Source organism: Streptomyces sp. NPDC090741, assembly GCF_044769045.1.
GTDB lineage: Bacteria > Actinomycetota > Actinomycetes > Streptomycetales > Streptomycetaceae > Streptomyces.
On record NZ_JBIVXF010000005.1, the window covers coordinates 409,471 to 427,527 of the forward strand.

Genomic DNA, 18,057 nt, shown 5'->3' on the forward strand with positions numbered 1-18,057 from the left:
GTGAACGCGAGTGGGGTCGTACCTTCAGGGTTGGCGGCCGACGGGGTACGTAAACGCTCCGGCGCCACTGACTTCCGTGAGCGGGGTGGTGGCGGGGGCGGGCGTGTGGTCCGCGTCGCTCGATGCGCTGCGGTAGACGGCGCTGAAGGCCAAGGCGACCATCCCGAGGCCCATCACGAAGGCGAGCACCCAGGCGACCGGGCGCAGCCAGGGCGAGCGGCCCCGGTAGGGGCGCAGCGCGCCGCCGTAGGCCCCGTACGGACCCTCCGCGTAGCCGGGGCCGTGTTCCCAGCCGGGTTCGTCGATGCCGTACCCGTCGGGGCGGCCGTAGCCGTAGCCGTCGTAGTCGTCGTCGGAGGTCCAGCCGCCGGCGACGGCGCGGGCGGCTTCCGCCTCCGCGCGTGCGCGGTCCGCGGCCCGCTGGCGTTCCGCGGCGCTCGGCTCATGGATCTCGGCGCTCCGGACGAAATCCTCGTCGAACACCACGGAGGCGAAGTCCTGATCCGCGCCTCCGCGGTCGTCGTTGTCGGGCTCCCCGTCGTCCGGGAACTTGCCCCCCACGTCGTCCGGCACAGCACCAGCGTAGACCGGGGGGACCGCTTTGGGCAGGGTGTAAGCCGAAATCCGGCCACCCGGTGTGCGGGGTCCGACTACCGGACGTGACCGTCGCCCGTGACGATGTACTTGGTGGAGGTCAGCTCGGGAAGGCCCATCGGGCCCCGGGCGTGCAGCTTCTGGGTGGAGATTCCGATTTCGGCGCCGAAGCCGAACTGCCCACCGTCCGTGAACCGGGTGGACGCATTTACGGCGACCGTGGTCGAGTCGACCAGCTGGGTGAAGCGGCGGGCGGCGGCCTGCGAGGTGGTGACGATCGCCTCGGTGTGGCCGGAGGTCCAGCGGCGGATGTGGGCGACGGCGTCGTCGAGGGAGTCCACGACCCCGGCGGCGATGTCGTACGAGAGGTACTCGGCGGCCCAGTCCTCGTCGGTGGCGGGCAGCGCGGTGACCTTGGAGTGCTCGGCGGCCGCGAGGACCCGGTCGTCGCCGTGGACGGTGACGCCGGCGTCGGCGAGGGCGTCGAGGGCGCGCGGCAGGAAGGCGTCGGCGATGTCGCGGTGGACGAGGAGGGTCTCGGCGGAGTTGCAGACCGAGGGCCGCTGGGCCTTGGAGTTGACGAGGATGTCCACGGCCATGTCGAGATCGGCCTGGGCGTCCACGTAGACGTGGCAGTTGCCGGTACCGGTCTCGATGACCGGGACGATGGACTCCTCGACGACCGTCTTGATGAGGGAGGCGCCGCCGCGCGGGATGAGGACGTCGACGAGGCCGCGGGCGCGCATCAGCTCGCGGACGGAGTCGCGGGACTCGCCCGGGACGAGCTGGATCGCGTCGGCGGGCAGGCCGGTGCTTTCGACGGCGTCGCGGAGGATGGCGACGAGGGCGGTGTTGGAGGCGTAGGCGGAGGAGCTGCCGCGCAGGAGGACCGCGTTGCCGGCCTTGAGGCACAGCGCCGCGGCGTCGACGGTGACGTTGGGGCGGGCCTCGTAGATGATGCCGACGACGCCGAGCGGGACGCGGATCTGGCGGAGGTCGATCCCGTTGGGGAGGGTCGAGCCGCGGACGACCTCGCCGACGGGGTCGGGGAGGGCGGCGACGTCCCGGACGTCGGAGGCGATCGCCGCGACGCGGTCGGGGGTGAGGGTGAGGCGGTCGATGACGGTCTCGCTGGTGCCGGCTTCGCGGGCCTTGGCGGTGTCGGTGGCGTTGGCCTCGACGATCTCGGCCGTACGGGCCACCAGCGCGTCCGCGATGGCCAGCAGCGCGGCGTCCTTGGCGGACCGCGGGAGGGGGGCGATGGCCGCGGCGGCGGTGCGGGCGGCCTGCGCGGTGGCGATCACGGGCGAGGCGGGGGCGTCGAGCGAGGTCATGCCGCCCAGGGTAGTCCCCGGCCCCACCCGGGCCGACGGGGTTCCACCCCGCGAGACGCCTTCTCGACCGGTGCGGGCGGGTGCCGGGCGGTGGGCCCTGCGGGGCTTGGTCCCCACCGTTCCCCGGGGGGCTCCGCCCCGGACCCCCGGCGCCTCAAACGCCGGCGGGGCCGAATCAGTACGGGTGCACTCCCACCGGATGTGCCGGGGGTGGGCCGTAGCCCTCTGCCACTCGGAGGTGGTACGTCGCGCGGTCGATGACCTCCAGGCCGACGATCTCCCACGGCGGGAGCTGCGCCGAGGAGCGGTGTTCGCCCCACAGGCGCAGGGCGACGGCCGCGGCGTCGTGGAGGTCGCGGGCCTCCTCCCAGTACCGGATCTCCGCGTGGTCGTCGGCGTACCGGCTGGTCAGGAGGAAGGGGTGGTCGTGCGCCAGCTGTTCCAGGCCGCGCCGGACCTCCGACAGCGGCGCCGGCTTGCCGGAGACGCTCAGGGTGACGTGCCAGAGACGGGAGGCTTCGCCCTGCTCGTCGTCCCCGCCGCCGCTGATGCTGGTCAGCGCTCGTCTCACCAGCCCGCCTCCTGTCTGCGCCATGCCTGTCCGCCCCTCACAGTTGACCAGTCCCCGGCCCGCCGCGCGGCGGTTTTACCGAACCTCAGCCCTCCAGCAGGACCAGATCGTCGCGGTGTACGACCTCGCGCTCGTACGCCGGGCCGAGTTCCTTCGCCAGCTCCCTGGTGGAGCGCCCCAGCAGCTGCGGGAGTTCCTTGGCGTCGAAGTTGACCAGCCCGCGGGCCACGGCGCGGCCGTCGGGCCCGCGCAGTTCCACCGGGTCGCCGGCGACGAATTCGCCCTCGACGGCCGCGATCCCGGCGGGCAGCAGGGAGCTGCCGCGCTCGGTCACCGCGCGTACGGCGCCCTCGTCCAGGACCAGGTGCCCCTGCGGGGTCGAGGCGTGCTGGAGCCACAGCAGCCGGTCCGCCGAGCGCCGGCCGGTGGCGTGGAAGTGCGTACCGGTGAGCCGGCCCGCCAGGGCGTCGGCCGCCTGGCTCGCCGAGGTGAGGACGACCGGGATGCCGGCCGCGGCCGCGATCCGCGCCGCCTCGACCTTGGTGACCATGCCACCGGTGCCGACGCCCGCCTTGCCGGCGCTTCCGATCGAGACGTGCGCGATGTCCTCGGGCCCTCGCACCTCGTCGATCCGGGTGGTGCCGGGCAGCGACGGGTCTCCGTCGTAGAGGCCGTCCACGTCGGACAGGAGGACGAGGAGGTCGGCGCGGACGAGGTGGGCGACGAGGGCGGCCAGCCGGTCGTTGTCGCCGAAGCGGATCTCGTCCGTGGCGACGGTGTCGTTCTCGTTGACGACCGGCAGGGCGCCCATGGCCAGGAGCTGGTCCAGGGTCCGGTACGCGTTGCGGTAGTGGGCGCGGCGGCTGGTGTCGTCGCTGGTCAGCAGCACCTGCCCGACGCGGACCCCGTACCGGGCGAAGGAGGCCGTGTACCGGGCGACCAGCAGGCCCTGCCCGACGCTGGCGGCGGCCTGCTGCCGGGCCAGGTCCGTGGGGCGGCGGCGCAGGCCGAGCGGGGAGAGCCCGGCGGCGATGGCTCCGCTGGAGACGAGGACGATCTCCTTCTCACCGCCGCTGCGCGCCTTGGCCAGTACGTCGACCAGGGCGTCCACCCGGTCGGCGTCGAGTCCGCCGGCCGCGGTGGTCAGGGATGAGGATCCGACCTTGACCACGATCCTGCGGGCGTCCACGACACCTTGCCTAGCCGCTGACACGTCTGTCCCCTTGCCCCTTGCCGGTACGTCTGCCACCTCAATCTACGGGGTGGTGCGCCGCGCCCGCGCAGGGGTTTCAGACGGTGGACTCAAGCCCCGGAGCCGCTGCGGGCCGGCTCCGGGTCCTCGGCCCCGGCGGCCGTGCCCGGGACCAGGATCTTGCGCGAGAGCAGGTACGTGAACGGGATGGCCACGACCGCGGCGACGAGCGGGGCGATCCGGGTGTCGAGCCCGGCCCAGGTCACCAGGGCGTAGAGCCCGACGGACTGGATCACGTAGTTCGTGATGTTCGTCAGCGGGAAGAGCAGGAACTTCTTCCAGGTGGGCCTGGTCCGGTAGGTGAAGTACGTGTTCATGAAGAACGAGCCGACCATCGCCAGCAGGAAGGCGAGGCTGTAGGCCAGGAAGTACGGCATCCACGGGTGCAGCAGCAGGTAGATACCGAAGAAGGTGCCGGTGTTGACGGCGCCGACGAGGCCGAAGCGGAGGATCTGGCCGAGCTGGCTGCTCATGGTTCAGCGCACCTCGCGCTCGGCGGCGGAGACCGTGAGGCGCGAGGCGGACAGGCCGCCGCGCTCGCGGGCGGCGCTGTGGACCCCGGCGGCGTCGGGCCGGGCCTGCGGGTCCGCGCCGTGCGCCTCCTTCACCAGGAAGTGCGGACGGCGCTTGGTCTCGTAGTAGATGCGGCCGATGTACTCGCCGATCAGACCCAGCATGATCATCTGAACGCCGCCGATGCCGACGATGATCGCGACGAGGGTCACGTAGCCGGGAGCGGTGACGCCGTGGGTCATGGCCATGACGGCGATCCACAGCGCGTACAGGGCGGCCAGGCCCACCAGCGACACGCCCGCCCAGATTCCGATCCGCAGCGGCCGGTTGTTGAAGGAGATCAGCCCGTCCATGGCGTAGTTCAGCAGGGAGCCGAACTTCCACTTCGTCTCGCCGGCCTCACGCTGGGCGTTGCGGTAGTCGAAGTGGACGGTGTCGAAGCCGATCCAGGAGAAGAGCCCCTTGGAGAAGCGGTTGTACTCCGGCAGGGACAGCAGCGCGTCCACGGCCGGCCGGGACAGCAGCCGGAAGTCGCCGACGCCGTCGGTGAGTTCCACGTCGACCCAGCGGTTGACGCCGCGGTAGTACAGGCGGCTGAGCGCGGAGCGGACCTTCTTGTCGCCTTCGCGGGTGCGGCGGGCGATGATCTGGTCGTGGCCCTGCCGGTAGTAGTCGAGCATGGTGGCGATGAGCTCCGGCGGGTGCTGGAGGTCGGCGTCCATGATCACGACCGCGTCGCCGGTGGCCTCGCGCAGGCCGGCGAGCATACCCGCCTCCTTGCCGAAGTTGCGGCTGAAGGAGACGTACCGGGTACGGTCACCGTGCTCGGCGGCGATCTTGCGGAGCTTGACGAGAGTTCCGTCACTGCTGCCGTCGTCGACGTAGCAGACCTCGTACTCGACGGGCAGGGAGTCCAGGACCCTGCGGATCTCCAGGTCGAAGCGGTCGATCACGGCTTCTTCGTTGTAGCAAGGGACTACTACGGACAGCTTCGTCATGAACACTTCCTGCTGGGTCCGAACGGGTGATTGTCGGCGACCGGACCCGCCACACACCTCTACCTCAGAAGTATGCACGCCGGGGGTCGGTCCGCCGGATCCGCACGCGGCACACGGTAGCTTTGACGGGTTAAGCGGAATGGAACAAAGGGATCGAGGTGCACGTGCCTGACGTCTCCGTGGTCGTCATCGTCTACAACGACGCAGAGCGTCTGCCGACAGCCGTCCAGTCGGTTTTGGACCAGACCCTGCACGGGGTCGAAGTCGTGATCGTCGACGACTGCAGCAAGGACCGGTCGTACGCGGTCGCCCAGGAGCTGGAGGCCGCGCACCCGGGGAGAGTGCGCGCCTTCCGGCTGCCGGAGAACAGCGGCGGCTGCGGTGCCCCGCGCAACCACGGCATCCAGCAGGCGACCGGCACATACGTCATGTTCCTGGACAGCGACGACGTGCTGGAACGAAACGCCTGCCGGAACATGCTGGCCGCGGCCGAGCGGACCGGGTCCGACCTGGTCTCCGGCATGTGCGTGCGCGTGCACCTCGACAACCGGTGGGGCAAGACCACCGAGTGGTACCCCTGGATCTACTCGCGCACCCGCACGCTGGAGTCGATCACCGAGGACCCGGACCTGCTGGTCTACGACACCCTCTCCACGAACAAGTGCTACCGGCGCGCGTTCCTGCTGGAGCAGGGCCTGGAGTTCCCGGTCGGCATCCACTACGAGGACCTGCTCTTCTCCGCGCAGGCCTACGTGGCGGCCCGCCGCATCACGCTGATCCCGAACCACGTCTACTACTGGAACGTGGTCGAGAAGGCCTCGGCGAAGTCGATCAGCAACCGGCGCCACGAGATCGCGAACTTCGTCCACCGGATGGAGATCCACCGCCGCGTCGACGAGCTGCTGGCCGCCAAGGGGCACACGGCCATCAAGTCGGCGAAGGACGCCAAGTTCCTCAAGCACGACCTGGTGCTGCACCTGCGCGACCTGCCCCTGCTGGGCGACGCGTACCGCCAGGAGTTCGCCCGCCTCGCCAACGGCTACCTGGCCGGCATCGACCCGGCCGCGTACGAGAACGTCACGTACCTCCAGGCGATCTGCGCCTACCTGCTGGGCAAGGAGGACTGGGACAACCTGCTTCCGGCCGCCGACGCCATGACCAACAAGGGCCGGCTGACCTCGCCGCTCGCCGAGCGCGACGGCCGCGTCTACTGGTGTGCCACGCACATCGACGACGAGGACGACGAGGCCCGCCGGATACTGGACGTCACCGAGCAGGGCTTCCACACCGCCCCGCTCTCCTCGCTCGCGCTGGGCAACCGTCTGACCTCGTACGAGGACGACGGGCGCGGCACCGTCACGCTCTCGGGCTCCGTGGTGAACCCGCTGGGCCGGATCAGCCCGGAAAAGGAGCTGACGGCCACACTGGAGTTCCGGGCCCGCCGGCAGATCGGCGTACGGTCCTTCAGCTTCCCGGTGGCAACCGTGCGGCATGCCGGTGACACGATCGAGTGGACCGCCACGGCCGACATCGGCAGCACCGTCCGCCCCCTCGGCATCATCGACGCCGTCTGGGACGTCCGCCTGAAGCTGACCGCCGGCGGCAACCGCCTCACCACCCGCGTCTCCGTCGGCGGGGTCGACCTGGAGTCGGCGGCCCGCCTGCGCGTGCGCCCGCGGCTGACCCGGCTGGTCTCCGACCGCTTCGAGCCGGAGGTCACCAAGAAGGGGAACCTCTCCTACGTCCTGACCGCCGAGGGCGCCGCCGCCGTCCGCACGCAGACGCTGATCAGCAGCGCGATGCACGGCAGGGCCGCCGGCGTGGTCAAGCGGGGCCTGCGCAAGGCCCTGCGGGCCCGCCGCAACCTCGGCTCGGGCGAGCAGAAGGTGAAGGTCTACCACGAGGTCTTCTCGAAGCTGCCGATCAAGAAGGGCACGGTCGTCTTCGAGAGCCACATGGGCAAGCAGTACAGCGACAGCCCGAAGGCGATCTACGAGGAGATGGTCCGCCAGGGCGTCCCGTTCGAGGCGATCTGGTCGTACGCGGGCGGCAAGCCCACCGGCTTCCCCAAGGACGCCACCCTGGTGCGCCGCTGGAGCTGGCCCTACCTGCGCGCGCTGGCGCAGGCCGAGTTCTGGGTCGACAACCAGGGCTTCCCCCTGGCCCTGGCCAAGCGCGAGGGAACCACGTACATCCAGACCTGGCACGGCTCCGCGCTCAAGCGCATGGGCTTCCACGAGCCCCGCACCAAGGCGCAGGGCAAGGCCGGCCAGGACAAGTTCCAGGCGGCCGTCAACCGCTTCGACCACTTCCTGATCCGCTCCGAGCACGACGCCCGTACCCTCGCCAAGGGCTTCCGGCTGCGCGACGAGGTGCTGCTGCGCACCGGCTACCCGCGCAACGACGCCCTGGTCGAGGCGCACCGCGCCGAGGCGCAGAGCGGGGAGCGGGTGCGCGGGCCGCTCGCAGCCGAGCTGGGCATCGACCCGGAGAAGAAGGTGCTGCTGTACGCGCCGACCTTCCGGGCGACCGCGGACGGCGCGGTGGAGGGTTTCGAGTTCCCCTTCGACGTGGAGGAGTTCGCCGAGCGGCTCGGCGACCGCTTCACGCTGCTGGTGCGCACCCACTACCTCAACAGCGTCTCGCTGCCGCCGTCGGTCGCGGGCCGGGTCATCGACGTGTCCCGGCACCACGACATCACCCCGCTGCTGGCGCTCGCCGACGGGCTGATCACCGACTACTCGTCCGTGATGTTCGACTACTCGGTCCTGGACCGGCCCATGCTGTTCTTCGCATACGACTACGAGGAGTACGCGACCGACATCCGCGGCACGTACTTCGATCTGAAGGAGAAGGCGCCCGGGCCGGTGGTGGCCACGGCCGACGAACTCCTCCAGGCGCTCGCCGCCTTCGACGAGGCGGACGCCAAGTACGCGGAGGCGCGGCAGCGTTTCCTCACCGAATTCGGCGAGTACGACCGCGGGGACGCGGCGCGCCAGATCGTAGAGAAGTTCTTCACCGGGAGCGGCAAGTGAGCCGGGACATCTTCATCGTCTCCAACAGCGTCGACGAGCTCGGCGGCGTGACGACCTGGTCGCACCAGATGGCCGGGCTGTTCGCGGACCGCGGGCACCGGGTGCACATCGTCGGCATCGCCCCGGTCGCCGAGGAGATCCGGCAGAAGCTGCCGCAGGACCTGCCGTACGAGATGACCACCCTGTACGACGCCCACCCGCCGAAGGCGCGGCGCCTGCGCGGGATCAAGGGCAGGCTGAACGCCCCGGAGCGGCGCCGCCAGGCGGCCCGGCGGGCGAAGATGCGGGCCAAGGCGGAGAAGCTGAACGAGCTGTTCCGTGCGGCCGGCCCCGGGGCCGTCGTGATCGTCACGCAGGTCTGGGCGATGGAATGGGTGGCGCTCGCCGACACCAAGGGGCTCGGCCTCATCGGTATGAGCCACGAGTCGTTCGAGGCCAGCCAGAAGTCCACCCGCGGCGAGCGGGTCCGCCGCCACTACGCGGAGGTCGACCGGCTGCTCGTGCTGACCCCGGAGGACGCGGACCTGTGGATCCGGGCCGGCATGGAGAACGTGGGCAGCATGCCGAACCCGCTGCCGTTCATGCCGGACTCCCCCGCGCCGCGCTCGGAGAAGGTCGTCGCCAGCGTCGGCCGCCTCGCCTTCGAGAAGGGCGTGGACCTGCTGCTCGACGCATGGGCCGACGCCGCCCCGCTCCACCCCGACTGGGTCCTGCGGATCTACGGGGCGGGCATCGAGGAGCCGGCGCTGCGGGCGCACGCCGCCACGCTCGGGCTGACCGACTCCGTGGAGTGGATGGGCAGCACCGACGACGTGCTGGGCGCGCTGCGCGGGGCCTCGGTGTTCGCGCAGGCCTCGCGGGCCGAGGGCTTCCCGATCACGCTGCTGGAGGCGATGGCCGCGGGCGTGCCGGCGGCCGCGTTCGACTGCGCGCCGGGCGTACGGGAGATCGTGGCGCACGGCGAGGACGGGCTGCTGGCCCGGCTGGGCAACACCATGGAGCTGGCCGGGCACCTCGACGTGCTGATGGCGGACCGCGAACTGCGCGACCGGCTCGGCGACAACGCCTTCCGCAGCGTGCAGCGCTACTCCAGCGCCGAGATCACCGACCGCTGGGAAGAGCTGTTCGCGTTTTTGGAGCGCTGAGCCGCCGAACCACGAAGCCGCCCGCCCCGGAACGCGTCCGGGGCGGGCGGCTTTCGTACGTCGTGTCAGCGCGCGACGTGGTGCACGGCGCCCTTGCGGTTGGCCTCCCAGCCCGCCCAGGCCGAGGTGATCATCTCGCGGACGTCGTGCTTGGCCTTCCAGCCCAGCTCCGCCGCGATCTTGTCGGCCGAGGCCACGACCTTCGCCGGGTCACCGGGGCGCCGCGGGACGACGACGGGCTCGTGCGTGTGCCCGGTGCCCTCGTTCAGCAGCTGCGCCATCTCCCGTACGGAGACGCCCTCGCCGCGGCCGATGTTGACGGTGAGGTCCTTGTAGTCCCCGGTCGCGCCCCACTCGACGAGCTTGCGCGCCGCCACCACGTGGGCCTCGGCGAGGTCCTCGACGTGGATGTAGTCGCGGATGCAGGTGCCGTCCGGGGTCGGGTAGTCGTCGCCGAAGATCCGGGCACCCTCACCCTTGTCGAACCGCTCGAAGACCATCGGGACCAGGTTGAAGACCCCCGTGTCCGCGAGCTCGGGGGCGGCCGCGCCCGCCACGTTGAAGTAGCGCAGGCAGGCGGTGGAGATGCCGTGCGCCTTGCCGGCGGCGCGGACCAGCCACTCGCCGGCCAGCTTCGTCTCGCCGTACGGGCTCAGCGGCGCGCACGGGGTCTCCTCGGTGACGAGCTCCACGTCGGGCATGCCGTACACGGAGGCGGAGGAGGAGAAGAGGAAGTTGCGGACGCCGGCGGCGGCCACCGCGCCCAGCAGGACCTGAAGGCCCTCCACGTTCTCGTGGTAGTAGTACAGCGGCTTCTCGACGGACTCGCCGACCTGCTTCTTGCCCGCGAGGTGCACCACGCCGGTGATCTGGTGCGCGCGGATGGTCTCGTCCAGGGTCAGCCGGTCCAGGACCGAGCCGATCACCAGCGGGACGCCCTCCGGGACGCGGTCCTCGTTGCCCGTGGAGAGGTCGTCGTAGACGACGACCTCCTCACCCGCGGCGAGCATCGCGCGGACGACGTGGGAGCCGATGTAGCCGGCGCCACCAGTGATCAGAAAAGTCATGCGTATCTCCCTGGGGTCCCCGGAGCGGGTCCGGGGTCCTGTCCGAAATCTCAGGCGGCCTGACGGTCGCCGGCTGTCTTCACTCCGATCCGCGGCCTGCCCGGGCCCGGTGGAGACGGTTGCGTACGAGGCTCAGCGCGCCCGCGGCACCCGGCGCGAGCCGCAGGGCCAGTGATCCTCCGCCCGTACGGAACGGCTGCGCCAGCAGAACACCGTACCTGCTGCTCGGCAGGGCGCGGCGGTGCAGGAGGTCGTCGAGGGGGCGCGGGGAGGTGACCAGGGAGCTCCCGTCGGCGAACTCCACGCCCACCTGGACGCCCCACGCCTGCATGCCGCGGCGGCCCTGGCGGCGCCCCGCGGCGGCCACGCCGGTGAGCCGGAAGGGCAGTTCGGCGGTCCAGCCGTCGCCGTCGGCGGCGGGGTGCAGCTCCGCCGGCCGGTCCTGGACCGGCTGCCCGCCCGAGCGGGGTACGAAGCTCAGCCGGGCGGTGCGCGGCCCGGCTTCGGCGAGGCGCCCGTACAGGTCGCGCACCCGGATCCGGAGCCGGCCCGCGCCCAGCGGTTCGGCGTCGATGCTGACGGGCAGTTCGGCCACCGGCAGCCCGGCCAGCCCGTCCAGGACGACCGGGAGCTCCTCGCTCCACACGGGCTGCCCCTGCGGGCCGGTCGCGTACGGGGGCAGCAGCCGGGGCGGCTCGGCGGCGAAGCGGGTGAGCCGCTCGACGTCGGCGGGCGGGTTCGCGGTGGCCCGCAGCAGCCGGACGATCCAGCGGGCGTGCGCCCCGGCGGCCTCGACGGCGGCCTCGTCGAACCCGGCGACGTAGTCACGGGTCAGCGTCCACCACGCGGCCTGGTAGTCGGGGTCCTTGCCGAGCTCGCGCAGGTACATGCGCAGGTCGTACTCCAGGAACTTCACCTGGCAGGCGAGGCCCAGCTCCGGGGAGGACTCGGTGATGATCCGGCAGGCCGTGCGGTGGGCCTCGATCCGGGAGCGCCAGTTGCCGACGTCCTTGCGGTCCAGGGAGATCGACACCTGGGCGGCGCCGCGGCGCACGTGCCAGACGTAGACGAGGTCGCCGATGACGGCGATGCGGGGGGCGGCGGCCAGTACGCGCGCGGTGAAGACGAAGTCCTCGTAGATGAACCGGCCGTCGGGGAAGCGGATCGCGTGCTTGTCCAGGAAGGCCCGCTCGTACAGCTTGTTGACGCAGAGGGTGTCCCGGACCAGCTCGGGCCGGTCGGCGGGCCGCTCGATCACGTCGCCCGCGGTGTAGAGCCCGGGCATCCAGGGCACGTCGTGGTGGAGCGGCAGCTCACGGCGTACGCACGCGCCGACGGTCACCGGCGCGCGGTGCTCCTCGGCGGCGCGCACGAGGGCGTCGGCCGCCCCCGGGGGCAGCACGTCGTCGCTGTCGAGGAAGAGCACGTACGGGGAGCTCGCGGCCGCGATCCCGTCGTTGCGCGGGGTGCCGCAGCCGCCGCTGTTCTCCGTGCGGTGCACGACCTTCAGGCGGGGGTGGACGGCGGCCAGCTCGTCCAGCACCCGCGCGGTGCCGTCGGCCGAGGCGTCGTTCACGGCGATCACCTCGGCGACGACCGGGCCCTGGGCGAGAGCCGAGGAAACGGCCTCGCCCACGAGCACGGCGTCGTTGTACGCGATCACCACGACGGAAACGCTGGGAGTGTTGGTGCTGCTCACCCGTGGATCCTAGGCGACCGGGGTAAACATCACTTCAACTCCGCCGTTCGGGGCAAAGATACGGCAAAGCGGCAGATCAGAACGGCCGGAACTCGTCGTACTCCTTCTGCACCGAGTCCCCGCGCTCGGCTTCCTTGTCCTTGCGGCGGGTGGTGGCCGGACGCGGGGCGTCCAGACGGTGGTCCTCGCCGCGGCGGCCCAGCATCTCGGCGCCGGCCATCACGGTCGGCTCCCAGTCGAAGACGACCGCGTTGTCGTCGGAGCCGATGGCCACGCCGTCGCCGGCGCGGGCGCCGGCCTTCTTCAGCGCGTCCTCGACACCGAGGCGGTTGAGGCGGTCGGCGAGGTAGCCGACGGCCTCGTCGTTGTTGAAGTCGGTCTGGCGGACCCAGCGCTCCGGCTTCTCGCCGCGCACCTTGTAGACGTCCTCGACCTCGTCGTAGGTGATGGTGAAGCCGGAGTCGTCCACGGCCTTCGGGCGGATGACGATACGGGTCGCCTCCTCCTTCGGCTTGCGGGCGCGGGCCTTGGCGATGACCTCGGCGAGGAAGTAGGAGAGCTCCTTGAGGCCCGTACGGGCGACCGCTGAGACCTCGAAGACCTTGTAGCCGCGCGCCTCCAGGTCGGGGCGGACCATGTCGGCGAGCTCCTGGCCGTCCGGGATGTCGACCTTGTTCAGGACGACGAGGCGCGGGCGCTTCTCCAGGCCGCCGCCGTAGAGCCTGAGCTCCTCCTCGATGACGTCGAGGTCGGCGATCGGGTCACGGTCGGACTCCAGGGTGGCGGTGTCCAGCACGTGCACGAGCACCGAGCAGCGCTCGACGTGGCGCAGGAACTCCAGGCCGAGGCCCTTGCCCTGGCTGGCGCCGGGGATCAGGCCCGGGACATCGGCGATCGTGTAGACCGTCGAGCCCGCGGTGACGACGCCCAGGTTCGGGACGAGGGTGGTGAAGGGGTAGTCCGCGATCTTCGGCTTGGCGGAGGAGAGCACCGAGATCAGCGAGGACTTGCCGGCGCTCGGGAAGCCGACCAGCGCCACGTCGGCGACGGTCTTGAGCTCCAGGACGATGTCGCCGGCGGTGCCGGGGACTCCCAGGAGTGCGAAGCCGGGGGCCTTGCGGCGGGCGGAGGAGAGCGCGGCGTTGCCGAGGCCGCCGCGGCCGCCCTGGCCCGCGATGAAGGTGGTGCCCTGGCCGACCAGGTCGGCGAGGACGTTGCCCTCCTTGTCGAGGACGACGGTGCCGTCCGGCACGGGCAGGACCAGGTCCTGGCCGTCCTTGCCGGAGCGGTTGTCGCCGGCGCCGGGCTGGCCGTTGGTGGCCTTGCGGTGCGGGCTGTGGTGGTAGTCCAGCAGGGTGGTGATCGCCTGCTCCACCACCAGGATGACGTCGCCGCCACGGCCGCCGTTGCCGCCGTCGGGGCCGCCGAGCGGCTTGAACTTCTCCCGGTGAACGGAGGCGCAGCCGTGGCCCCCGTTACCCGCGGCGACATGCAGCTCGACGCGGTCCACGAAGGTGGTCATGGTTGTTCCTCCAGATACATACGGGAATGTCCCGGGCAGGCCTTGCTGCCCATTAAACGTGCCTAACCGTGCCTATGTGCCAACGCGCCGAGGGCGGACCTCTCTTCCCGGCTTGCGCCGGGAAGAGCTGAGATCCGCCCTCGGGAAGTTACGTACCGCTGATCAGCAGGAGCTGGATCAGGCGGCCGGAACGATGTTGACGACCTTGCGGCCACGGTGCGTGCCGAACTGCACGGCACCGGCCTGCAGCGCGAACAGCGTGTCGTCGCCACCACGACCGACACCCGAGCCCGGGTGGAAGTGGGTGCCGCGCTGGCGGACGAGGATCTCGCCGGCGGAAACGACCTGACCGCCGAAGCGCTTCACGCCGAGCCGCTGAGCATTGGAATCGCGCCCGTTCCGGGTGGACGATGCGCCCTTCTTGTGTGCCATGTCTCAGTCCCTCTTACTTCGCAGCCGCGGGGATACCGGTGACCTTGATCGCCGTGTACTGCTGGCGGTGACCCTGGCGACGGCGGTAGCCGGTCTTGTTCTTGTACCGAAGGATGTCGATCTTGGCACCCTTGTGGTGGTCCACGATCTCGGCCTGGACCTTGATGCCGGCCAGGACCCACGGGTCGCTGGTCACGGCGTCGCCGTCGACAACGAGCAGGGTCGAGAGCTCGACCGTGTCGCCAACCTTGGCAGTGGAAATCTTGTCAACCTCAACGATGTCGCCGACAGCAACCTTGTGCTGGCGACCACCGCTGCGCACGATGGCGTACACGCGGATCTCTCTCTCACTCGGGACGGATGCTCCTGAAGCCAGCCGCTCAGGCAGACCCCTCTTGCGGGGGGACCGAACTGATCCGGATTGGACGAGCGGCCTCTCCTTCGGGCGATGCCCGGCCGGAGGAAGGTGCTCAGGAGCGCGACACGCACTAGACGTAACCATCTAGAACATGCCGACGGTCTAGGTTACGGGGCCGGTTCCGGAGGGTCAAACCGGGCCCCGCGCAGGCCGTGGGCCCCGCCTTTCGGCGGGGCCCACGGCCGTGCGGCGGATCAGGCTTCGGTCGGAGCCGAGACGGAGGGCAGCGACTGCTGCTCGGCCGCCGCGGTCTTCTTCGTCGCCCGCTTCGCCACGGTCTTCTTGGCCGTCGCCTTCTTCGCGACGGTCTTCTTGGCGGCCGTCGCCTTCTTCGCGACGGTGGCCTTCTTCGCCGGAGCCTTCTTGGCGGCCGTCTTGCGGACCGCCTTCTTGGCCGCCGGGGCGGCCTCCTCGGCCTCGGGGGCCTCGGCCGGGGCCGGGGCGGCCTCGGGCTCGGCCGCGGGGGTCTCGACGACCAGGACGGCAGCCTCCGCCGCGCCGGCCGGGGAGCCGGCGGGTGCGGTGGCCTTACGGGTGGCACGCCGACGGGGGCGGGCCGGTGCGGCCTCGGCCGCGGGGGCCTCCTCGACCGGGGCCTCGGCGACCGGGGCCTCTACGACGGCCTCGGGCTCCGGGGCGGCCGGGGCGGCCGGCTCCGGGGCGGGCTCCGGCTCGGCGGCGGCCTCGGCCACCGGGGCCGGGGCCGTGGCCTTGCGGGTGGCCCGGCGACGGGTCCGGCCCTTGGGCGCGGCCTCGACCGTCTCGGCGGCCTCCACGGCCTCCGCGACGACCTCGGTGGCCGGCGCCAGCACCGTGTCGGCCGGCTCGGTCACCGGCTCGGCCTCGACGACGGGCTCGGCGACGGCCTCGACCACGGGCTCGGCCACGGGGGCCGGCGCCGGGGCGGCGGCACCGCGCGGGGCACCCGCCGGGGCGGTCGCCTTGCGGGTGGCACGGCGGCGGTTGCGACGGCCGCTCAGGCCGGCCGCGGCCTCCGCCTCCGCCGGGCTGCTGTAGAGCTCCTCGTCCGCGACGAACGCCGGCTCGGGCAGCGCCACCGGCGCCGCGAGCTCGGCGGCCACCTCGGCCTCGGTCTCGGTCTCGGCTTCGAGGACCTCGGCGGTCTCGACGCCCTCGATCTCGTGGTCGTGCTCGTGGCCGCGGCCGCCGCGCCGCTTGGCGCGCTTGCCGTTGCCACCGCCGCCGACCACGGTCGGCGTCTCCATGTGCACGATCACACCGCGCCCGTTGCAGTGGACACAGGTCTCGGAGAAGGACTCCAGCAGACCCTGGCCCACCCGCTTGCGGGTCATCTGGACCAGGCCCAGCGAGGTCACCTCGGCGACCTGGTGCTTCGTACGGTCGCGGCCCAGGCACTCCAGCATCCGCCGCAGGACCAGGTCGCGGTTCGACTCCAGGACCATGTCGATGAAGTCGATGACGACGATGCCGCCGAGGTCGCGCAGCCGCAGCTGGCGCACGATCTCCTCGGCCGCCTCCAGGTTGTTCCTGGTGACGGTCTCTTCGAGGTTGCCGCCCTGACCGGTGAACTTGCCGGTGTTGACGTCGATGACGATCATCGCCTCGGTCTTGTCGATCACGAGGGAGCCGCCCGAGGGCAGCCACACCTTGCGGTCGAGCGCCTTGGCGAGCTGCTCGTCGATCCGGTAGGTCGCGAAGACGTCGACCTCGGAGGTCCAGCGCGACAGCCGGTCGCCCAGGTCCGGGGCCACGTGGTTCACGTAGCCGTGGATGGTCTCCCAGGCGGTGTCACCGCTGACGATGACCTTCGAGAAGTCCTCGTTGAAGATGTCGCGCACGACGCGGACGGTCATGTCCGGCTCGCCGTACAGCAGGCTCGGCGAAGAGGTCGAGATCTGCTTCGACTTCTTCTGGATGTCCTCCCACTGGGCCTGCAGACGCTCGACGTCGCGGCGCAGCTCGTCCTCGCTCGCGCCCTCGGCGGCGGTGCGCACGATCACGCCCGCGTCCTCGGGGACGATCTTCTTGAGGATGGTCTTCAGGCGGGCGCGCTCGGTGTCGGGCAGCTTGCGGCTGATACCGGTCATCGAGCCCTCGGGCACGTAGACGAGGTAGCGGCCGGGCAGCGAGACCTGGCTGGTCAGGCGGGCGCCCTTGTGGCCGATCGGGTCCTTGGTGACCTGCACCAGGACCGACTGGCCGGACTTGAGGGCGGACTCGATGCGGCGCGGCCCGTTGGCCATGCCGAGCGCCTCGAAGTTGACCTCACCGGCGTACAGGACCGCGTTGCGGCCCTTGCCGATGTCGATGAAGGCGGCCTCCATCGACGGCAGCACGTTCTGGACCTTGCCCAGGTAGACGTTGCCGACATACGAGGTGGCTTCTTCCTTGTTGACGTAGTGCTCGACGAGCACGTTGTCCTCGAGGACGCCGATCTGGGTGCGCTCACCGGCCTGGCGGACGACCATCACGCGCTCGACGGCCTCGCGGCGGGCCAGGAACTCGGCCTCGGTGATGATCGGGACGCGGCGGCGGCCCTGCTCGCGGCCCTCGCGGCGGCGCTGCTTCTTCGCCTCCAGACGGGTCGAGCCCTTGATGGACTGCACCTCGTCGGACGGTTCGGCCTTCTCGCGGGCCGGGCGCGGCTCGCGGACCTTGACGACGGTGCGTACGCCGTCGTCCTCGCCCGCTTCGCCCTCGGCACCGCTGTCACCGCTGCGACGGCGACGGCGACGGCGGCGACGGCTGGAGCTGGAGCCCAGGGCCCCGGTCTCCTCGTCGTCGTCCTCGGCGGAGTCCTCTTCCTCCGCCTCCTGCTCGGCGGCCTCGGCCTCGGCCTCTTCCTCGGCGGACTCGTCGAGGTCGGAGGCCTCACCGCGGCGGCGACGACGGCCACCGCGACGGCGGCGGCGGGACGGGCGCTCGCCCGTCTCGTCGCCCTCTTCGAACTCGGCGCCCTCCTCGTCGAGCTCGGCGGCCTCGGCCTCGGCCTCGTCCTCGATGCGCTCCACGTCGGCCAGGGACACCGGCGCGGACTCGGCGACCGGGGCGGTCTCGACCGCACCGCGGCCACGGCGACGGCGACGGCCGGCCGGCTGCGCGGCGGGGGCCTGGACGACCTCGGCCTCGGCTTCGAGCTCTTCCTCCTCCTCGACCTCTTCCGCCTCGACGGCCGCGGCGGCGGCCATGGCGGCCATGGCGGCGGTCTCCGGGGTCTGGAACATCGGCTCGGCGAACACCGGAGCCTGGAACACGGCGACGGCGGGGCGCACGGCGCGACGGCCACGAGCCGGAGCGGCGGGCTCTTCCTCGGCGGGCTGCACCGGCGCGGCGGCCGGGGCGGCGGACGCGGCGGAGCGGGTGGCGCGGCGGCGGCCGCCGCGCTTGGGGGAGTCCACGGCGTCGGCGACGGTGACGGTGGCCTTCGGCGCGGGCTCCTCCACGACGGCCTCGGCGGCGGCCGGAGCCTCAGGGGCGGCCACGGCGCGGGTAGCC

Annotated in this window: 14 protein-coding genes; 2 read left to right on the forward strand and 12 right to left on the reverse strand. The window is 71.7% G+C overall.

Annotation, left to right across the window (positions count from 1 at the left end):
* Nucleotides 1-24 precede the first annotated feature (24 nt).
* The 6 genes from ACIQU4_RS16875 to ACIQU4_RS16900 form a co-directional block, all read right to left on the reverse strand.
* Nucleotides 25-573, reverse strand: coding sequence for a hypothetical protein (locus ACIQU4_RS16875; RefSeq protein WP_385583380.1), 549 nt, complete (start codon nt 571-573; stop codon nt 25-27).
* 77 nt (nt 574-650) lie between these two features.
* Complete coding sequence (locus ACIQU4_RS16880; protein ID WP_403730625.1) at nt 651-1,928, reverse strand: glutamate-5-semialdehyde dehydrogenase; 1,278 nt, start codon at nt 1,926-1,928, stop codon at nt 651-653.
* A 175-nt stretch (nt 1,929-2,103) separates the two neighbouring features.
* On the reverse strand, nt 2,104-2,523 hold the full coding sequence (locus ACIQU4_RS16885) for a hypothetical protein (RefSeq protein WP_078988072.1): 420 nt from the start codon (nt 2,521-2,523) through the stop codon (nt 2,104-2,106).
* 61 nt (nt 2,524-2,584) lie between these two features.
* The gene (gene proB / locus ACIQU4_RS16890) at nt 2,585-3,712 is read right to left on the reverse strand and encodes a glutamate 5-kinase (protein ID WP_030159336.1); all 1,128 of its coding nucleotides are present in this window, start codon (nt 3,710-3,712) and stop codon (nt 2,585-2,587) included.
* A gap of 89 nt (nt 3,713-3,801) precedes the next feature.
* The gene (locus tag ACIQU4_RS16895) at nt 3,802-4,224 is read right to left on the reverse strand and encodes a GtrA family protein (protein WP_403730629.1); all 423 of its coding nucleotides are present in this window, start codon (nt 4,222-4,224) and stop codon (nt 3,802-3,804) included.
* Nucleotides 4,225-4,227: 3 nt separating this feature from the next.
* Nucleotides 4,228-5,262 (reverse strand): glycosyltransferase family 2 protein, encoded by a 1,035-nt coding sequence (locus ACIQU4_RS16900; RefSeq protein ID WP_403730632.1) that lies wholly within the window; start codon nt 5,260-5,262, stop codon nt 4,228-4,230.
* A 158-nt stretch (nt 5,263-5,420) separates the two neighbouring features.
* Between ACIQU4_RS16900 and ACIQU4_RS16905 the strand changes: the two genes are divergently transcribed.
* Entirely contained in the window at nt 5,421-8,297 is a 2,877-nt protein-coding gene (locus tag ACIQU4_RS16905; RefSeq protein ID WP_403730634.1) for a CDP-glycerol glycerophosphotransferase family protein, read from the forward strand.
* Entirely contained in the window at nt 8,294-9,442 is a 1,149-nt protein-coding gene (locus ACIQU4_RS16910; protein ID WP_403730637.1) for a glycosyltransferase, read from the forward strand. Before ACIQU4_RS16905 ends, ACIQU4_RS16910 begins: the two co-directional genes overlap by 4 nt.
* Nucleotides 9,443-9,507: 65 nt before the next feature.
* Here the strand turns inward: ACIQU4_RS16910 and galE are convergent, their stop codons facing one another.
* From galE to ACIQU4_RS16940, 6 genes are all read right to left on the reverse strand, one after another.
* Nucleotides 9,508-10,509: a UDP-glucose 4-epimerase GalE gene (gene galE, locus ACIQU4_RS16915; protein ID WP_403730639.1), complete on the reverse strand. Its 1,002-nt coding sequence runs from the start codon at nt 10,507-10,509 to the stop codon at nt 9,508-9,510.
* Nucleotides 10,510-10,588: 79 nt separating this feature from the next.
* Nucleotides 10,589-12,208 carry a glycosyltransferase family 2 protein gene (locus ACIQU4_RS16920; RefSeq protein WP_403730642.1) on the reverse strand — a complete coding sequence of 540 codons (1,620 nt, stop codon included), beginning with the start codon at nt 12,206-12,208 and terminating at the stop codon, nt 10,589-10,591.
* Between the two features lie 76 nt (nt 12,209-12,284).
* Nucleotides 12,285-13,730: a GTPase ObgE gene (obgE, locus tag ACIQU4_RS16925; protein WP_403730644.1), complete on the reverse strand. Its 1,446-nt coding sequence runs from the start codon at nt 13,728-13,730 to the stop codon at nt 12,285-12,287.
* 177 nt (nt 13,731-13,907) lie between these two features.
* Entirely contained in the window at nt 13,908-14,162 is a 255-nt protein-coding gene (gene rpmA / locus ACIQU4_RS16930) for a 50S ribosomal protein L27 (protein ID WP_030027134.1), read from the reverse strand.
* Between the two features lie 13 nt (nt 14,163-14,175).
* Nucleotides 14,176-14,496 carry a 50S ribosomal protein L21 gene (rplU, locus tag ACIQU4_RS16935; RefSeq protein ID WP_008738952.1) on the reverse strand — a complete coding sequence of 107 codons (321 nt, stop codon included), beginning with the start codon at nt 14,494-14,496 and terminating at the stop codon, nt 14,176-14,178.
* 278 nt (nt 14,497-14,774) lie between these two features.
* A partial coding sequence (locus ACIQU4_RS16940; protein ID WP_403730647.1) for an Rne/Rng family ribonuclease occupies nt 14,775-18,057 on the reverse strand: 3,283 nt, incomplete at its 5' end.

What these genes read in the sequence shown, in the direction of transcription:
- ACIQU4_RS16880 (WP_403730625.1), bottom strand. Translation starts at nt 1,928, where the DNA reads ATGACCTCGCTCGACGCCCCCGCCTCGCCCGTGATCGCCACCGCGCAG.
- ACIQU4_RS16885 (WP_078988072.1), bottom strand. Translation starts at nt 2,523, where the DNA reads ATGGCGCAGACAGGAGGCGGGCTGGTGAGACGAGCGCTGACCAGCATC.
- ACIQU4_RS16895 (WP_403730629.1), bottom strand. Translation starts at nt 4,224, where the DNA reads ATGAGCAGCCAGCTCGGCCAGATCCTCCGCTTCGGCCTCGTCGGCGCC.
- ACIQU4_RS16900 (WP_403730632.1), bottom strand. Translation starts at nt 5,262, where the DNA reads ATGACGAAGCTGTCCGTAGTAGTCCCTTGCTACAACGAAGAAGCCGTG.
- galE (WP_403730639.1), bottom strand. Translation starts at nt 10,509, where the DNA reads ATGACTTTTCTGATCACTGGTGGCGCCGGCTACATCGGCTCCCACGTC.
- obgE (WP_403730644.1), bottom strand. Translation starts at nt 13,730, where the DNA reads ATGACCACCTTCGTGGACCGCGTCGAGCTGCATGTCGCCGCGGGTAAC.
- rpmA (WP_030027134.1), bottom strand. Translation starts at nt 14,162, where the DNA reads ATGGCACACAAGAAGGGCGCATCGTCCACCCGGAACGGGCGCGATTCC.